Below are 4,692 nucleotides of genomic sequence, written 5' to 3'. Positions count from 1 at the left end.
GGTCGGCGCCGGGGATGTCGTCGGGGGCGGCGTGGGCTGACCGCTGCCACCGCTGCCACCGCTCCCGCCGGTGCCGGTGGACGGCGCCGGGTCCGAGGGCCGCGGGGACGAGGGGGTGGGGTCCTGCCCGGGCCGCCCGTTGCCGTCGCCGCCGTCGCCGTGCGGGCCGGTGGTGGTGCCGTCGGTCGGGCTGTCGGTGCTGCCGGGCGCGGGGGTGTGCTCGGTGCCGCCGGAGTGCGGTGAATTGCGGCCGTTGACGGCGTTGCCGATGGTGGTGCCGTGCCCTCCGCTGATGTTCTCCCCGGCGATGGCCTCGTAGCCGGTGATCCCGCCCATGGTGAGCCCGAAGGCCAGCGCGACGGCGACCACGGGCCGCTTCCAGCCGCGCTTGCCGGCCCGGTAGGAGGCGGCCTCGCCGTAGCCGTCCCCGCCGCCCTGCCCGGCGTCGGCGTCTGCGTCCACGTCAGAGCCGGGAGCGGCGTCGGCGTCGGTGCCAGGGACCTCGCCCGTGCCGGTGTCGGAGAGCGGGCCAGCGCTGGTCGCGGGGCTGGTCAGCGGCCCGGTGCCGGTGGCGCCCGCCTCCGGGACCACCCGCGTGCGGTCCGTACGGTCCGCCGCCGCGTCCGGCCGCGTCCACACCTGCTCGCGGACCCGGCGGACACCGGGCCTGGCCTGCACGGCGACCTCCTGGACCTGCCGGCCGGTGCGCCGGAAGAAGTGCTGGAGGATCGAGCCGCCGCAGGTGCCCAGGACGCTGACCACGCCCGCGCCCACGATGGTGCCGTAGACGCCGAGATTCGAGGCGAGCTTGGCGGCCACCACCGCCGCGACCGCGCTCCCCGCCACCTGCGGCACGCTCAGGTCGAGCCGGCCCGCGCCGCCCGCCTTCTCCGGTGCTGCCGGCGTCACCGGTGCGTCCGTCTCCGCGTCCGCCCGCTGCGGCATCCGCACGCGTTCCGTACGTCCCGTGTCCGCCGGGCGCCCGTCACCGCCCCGTGCCTCGCCCATGCTGGACCTGCCCGCCTTTCCCGATCAGCCTCTCGGGGTCATACGGCTCGGCCCGCGCACAAGTTCCTTTTGTCGGATTTTCGTGAGGTACGCCACTGTGGGTGGATTGCGCCCGGCGGACGGACTGGAGGGGGACCCGAAATGACGGACGCAGCCGGCGGTTATCCACCGGGAGCCGGGCCGGCCGGGCGTGTCCCGGCGGAGGACGAGCTGCTCAGGATCGTCGCGGGGCAGCGGCTGGGCGTGCTCGCGGTGATCAAGTCCGACGGCCGTCCGCACCTGTCCAACGTGGCCTGCGCCGGGGATCCCGCCGAGCGCGTCGCGCGGGTCTCCACCGTCGCCGGCCGCGCCAAGGTGCGGCTTCTGCGCAACGACCCGCGGTGCTCCCTGCACATCGGCGAGACCGTCCTCAGATACGCCGTCGCCGAGGCCGAGGCGGAGCTGTCCCCGGTCAGCGAGGCATCCGGCGACGCGACGGGGCTCGAACTGCTGCGGATGAGCCCCGAACACCCCCGAGTCCCGCTCGGCCTTCCTCGACCAGATGGTCGCGGACCGCCGTATGGTGCTCCGGCTGCGCGTCGTGCGGCTGTACGGCCTGTCCGTCGATCTCCCCTGACGGTACGGCCGCCGCCCCGGCACGTACCCGACCGGCCGCGTACCTCCGCGGCGCCGGGGCTCACCGCGTACCGCCCCGGGTCATGACCGCGCGGGCGAGTGAGACCCGGGAGCGGACGGCGAGCTTGCGGTAGGCGCGGGTGAGGGCGGCCTCCACCGTCTTGACGCTGATGGTGAGCCGGGCGGCGATCTCGCGGTTGCTGGCGCCCTGGGCCACGAGGACGGCGACCCGGTGCTCGGTGGCGGTGAGGGCGTCGAGGCCGACCGGGACGGCGGCGGCGGACGCGGGCACGCCGAGGTCGTCGAGGGCGGCGGTGGTGACCGTCAGCCAGGGGTGCGCGCCCGCCCGGGTGAAGAGCCGGGCGGCCTCGGCCAGGGCGGTACGGGCCGGAACGGGGGCGCCCCGGCGGGCGTGCAGCCGGCCGAGGACGAGGTGGGTGCGGGCCTCCTCCAGCCGGTACGGGAGCGCCGCCAGCCGCGCGGCGGTGAGTTCGAGCCGGGCAACCGCGGCGTCCGGGTCGCCGCGCGCCTCGGTCACCAGGGCCGCAGCCCGGTCCAGTACGGCCAGCAGCCCGTGCCTGCCCAGCCGGACCGCCTGCGCGCGGGTCTCCGCGAGGAGTTCGGCCGCCTCGTCCGCGCAGCCCGTCGCCACCAGCGCCTCCGCGAGGTCCGGCTGCCAGCGGCGTACGGCGGGATCGCCCTGGCCCTGCCCGGTCTCCAGCAGCCGGACCCGCTGGAGGGCATGCACGGCGGCGTCCGGTTCGCCGCGCAGCAGCCGGACGTGGCCCTCCGCGTGCAGCGCGCGGGGCAGGAAGAGCTGGTCGTCGTCGTCCTCGCTGTGCCGCCTGGCCCGGTCCGCCGCGGCCAGCGCCCGGTCCGCCGCGCCGCCTGCCGCCTCGGCGAGCGCGACCGCGTACCAGGCGGGCCCCTGGCTCAGTCCGGCCTGCTCGGTGACCCGCAGTGCCTGGTGGGCGAGGTCGAGGGCGGCCTCGCACCGGCCGCGCAGGATCTCGACCTGCGCGAGGCCGGACAGGCACTGGCACAGGCTCTCGGCCGAGCCCCGGTAGCGCACGGTGTAGACCAGCGCCCGCAGTTCGGTCCTGGCGTCGTCGAGCCGGTCGTGCAGCAGGTGGCGGCGGTGCTTGAGGAAGACCGGGCCGTTGTGGTCGAACAGCACGAGCGGATCCTGCGGTGCGGCCAGCGCGCGGGTCAGGGTCCGCTCGGCGCCGGGGCGGCCGAGGTAGAACTCCAGGGCCGACTGCTGGGTGAGCGCGAGCAGTTCGGTCCGCCGGTCGCCGGCCCGCAGCGCCAGGACCGCGGAGTCGGCCGCGTGGGTCAGCGCGGCGGCTGCCGAGCCCTCCACCAACCAGGCCCGCCAGCTGAGCCGGTAGTGCAGCCGGGCGAGCAGCTCCGGGTCGTCGCGGGCGTCTTCGAGCGCCTGCGGGAAGACATCCGCGACCTCGGCCATCGCCTGCCCGGACGAGTCGAGCACCACGATCCACGCGCGTACCCGGTCCGCGGCGCGGGCGGACTCGGCCAGCACCTCGTGCGCGATCGCGCGGGCCAGCGCGTAGTCGCCCGCGGCGACCGCGTCCTCCGCGGCGGTGAGCCGCCGGTCGGCGTCGGCCGCGGGGTCGCCCGACGGGGTGTGGTCGGCGGCGAGCTGCCCGAGCCGGGCGGCGATCGCGGGTGCGCCGCGGCGCCGGGCCGCGGTGGCCGCCGCGGTGAGCGCGGCGGCGGTCTCCGCGTTCCAGCCGGGCGACAACGACGCGAGGTGGTGGGCGCGTTCGACCGGGTCGTCGGCCGCCTCGGCGAGCGCGGCGTGCACGCGGCGCCGCCCGGCTGGGGCGGCGTCCTCGTACACGACCCGCGGCATCAGCGGCTGCGTGAACCGTACGGCGCCGGCCGGCGACGGCTCCACGATGCCCAGCAGGACCGCCTCGTGCACATCGGCGGGCGCGGTGTCGCAGCCGGCCCGGCGCAGCAGTGCGACGGTGGGGCTGGCCGCGGCGCTGGCGGCGAGCAGCGTACGGCGGGCCCGCGGGGTCAGCGGGGCGAGCCGGGCGAGCAGCAGGCGGCGCAGCGCGGGCGGGATCGGCAGCGGGCCCGACGGGTCCCGCCCGGTCGCGCGGCTCTCCTCGGCGAGCGCGCGGGACAGTTCGAGGGCGGTGTACGGATTGCCGCCGGACGCCGTGTGCAGCCGGGCCAGCACCGGGCGCGGCCAGGCGGGGCCGCCCTGCCCGGCGAGCAGCGCGGCGACCTCGCGCTCGGTCATCGGCGGTACGGCCAGCGCCACGACGGGACCGGGGCACAGCGCCTCGGCCTGCCCGCTCCCGGCCCCCGCCGGACCGTTCGGGGTGCGTACGGCCGCGATCGCGGTGAGCGGCAACTGCCGGGCGCGCCGGGCCACGAAGGCCAGCGCCTCCGCGCTCGGGCGGTCCAGCCACTGGGCGTCGTCCAGTACGAGCAGCACGGGCGAGCGCTCGCACAGCGCGGTGAGCGCCTTGAGCACGGCCATCCGCAGCGTGAGGACATCGTCGTACGCGCTCCCGTACGACCGCCCGCGCGCCGCGTCCTGTGCCGCGTCCCGCGCCGCCGACCGGTGCAACGCGGCCCGCAACAGAGCCTGTTCGTGGGACGACAGCACCTCGAAGGCCGGGTCGCCGACCTCGGAGAACAGGTCGATCATGCCGAGGAAGGGCAGGTGGCGCTCGGCCTCGGCGGGCGCGCACCGCAGCACCAGGGTCCCGGCCCGCTCGGCCGTCCGCTCCGCCGCCAGCGTGGCGGCCGACGTCGAGCGTCCGATGCCCGGTTCGCCCGTGAGCAGCACGCTGTCGCCGGCGTCCAGCGCGGCACTGGCGGTCGTGAGCAGCGCGCCCCGGCCGGTGAGCCGTGCGTCCGAACTGACCGATTCGATCCGTCTGACCATGCACCTGCCAACCTCGGGGCGTGATCCAAGTGTCGGAACCCGCGTCCCCGCGGTCAATCCCACGTCGCGGGTGGCGTGCGCGGCGGCCGAACACCGGGCGGACCGGCGGGCGGCGGCGGTGGTCGTGGCCGAGCGGCGGG

General features: G+C 77.2%; 3 protein-coding genes. 1 reads left to right on the top strand and 2 read right to left on the bottom strand.

The window, feature by feature from the left end; translation table 11 throughout:
* A partial coding sequence (locus V7E46_RS32570) for a hypothetical protein (protein WP_333771778.1) occupies nucleotides 1-1,008 on the bottom strand: 1,008 nt, incomplete at its 3' end.
* A 141-nt stretch (nucleotides 1,009-1,149) separates the two neighbouring features.
* On the opposite strand from V7E46_RS32570, the gene V7E46_RS32565 reads away from it, so the two are divergent.
* Complete coding sequence (locus V7E46_RS32565) at nucleotides 1,150-1,710, top strand: pyridoxamine 5'-phosphate oxidase family protein (RefSeq protein WP_333771777.1); 561 nt, start codon at nucleotides 1,150-1,152, stop codon at nucleotides 1,708-1,710.
* Here V7E46_RS32565 and V7E46_RS32560 read toward each other — a convergent pair.
* Nucleotides 1,685-4,552, bottom strand: coding sequence for an AAA family ATPase (locus tag V7E46_RS32560; protein ID WP_333771776.1), 2,868 nt, complete (start codon nucleotides 4,550-4,552; stop codon nucleotides 1,685-1,687). The two genes, V7E46_RS32565 and V7E46_RS32560, sit on opposite strands and share 26 nt — an antisense overlap.
* Nucleotides 4,553-4,692 lie beyond the last annotated feature (140 nt).

The organism is Streptomyces sp. IBSBF 2435, from assembly GCF_036815005.1.
Lineage (GTDB): Bacteria > Actinomycetota > Actinomycetes > Streptomycetales > Streptomycetaceae > Actinacidiphila.
Note: the sequence above shows the minus strand (reverse complement) of the source record. Positions and strands in the feature narration are given on the sequence as shown.

Excerpts from the sequence above, each read along its gene's own strand:
- V7E46_RS32560 (WP_333771776.1), bottom strand. The coding sequence starts at position 4,552 with ATGGTCAGACGGATCGAATCGGTCAGTTCGGACGCACGGCTCACCGGC.
- V7E46_RS32565 (WP_333771777.1), top strand. The coding sequence starts at position 1,150 with ATGACGGACGCAGCCGGCGGTTATCCACCGGGAGCCGGGCCGGCCGGG.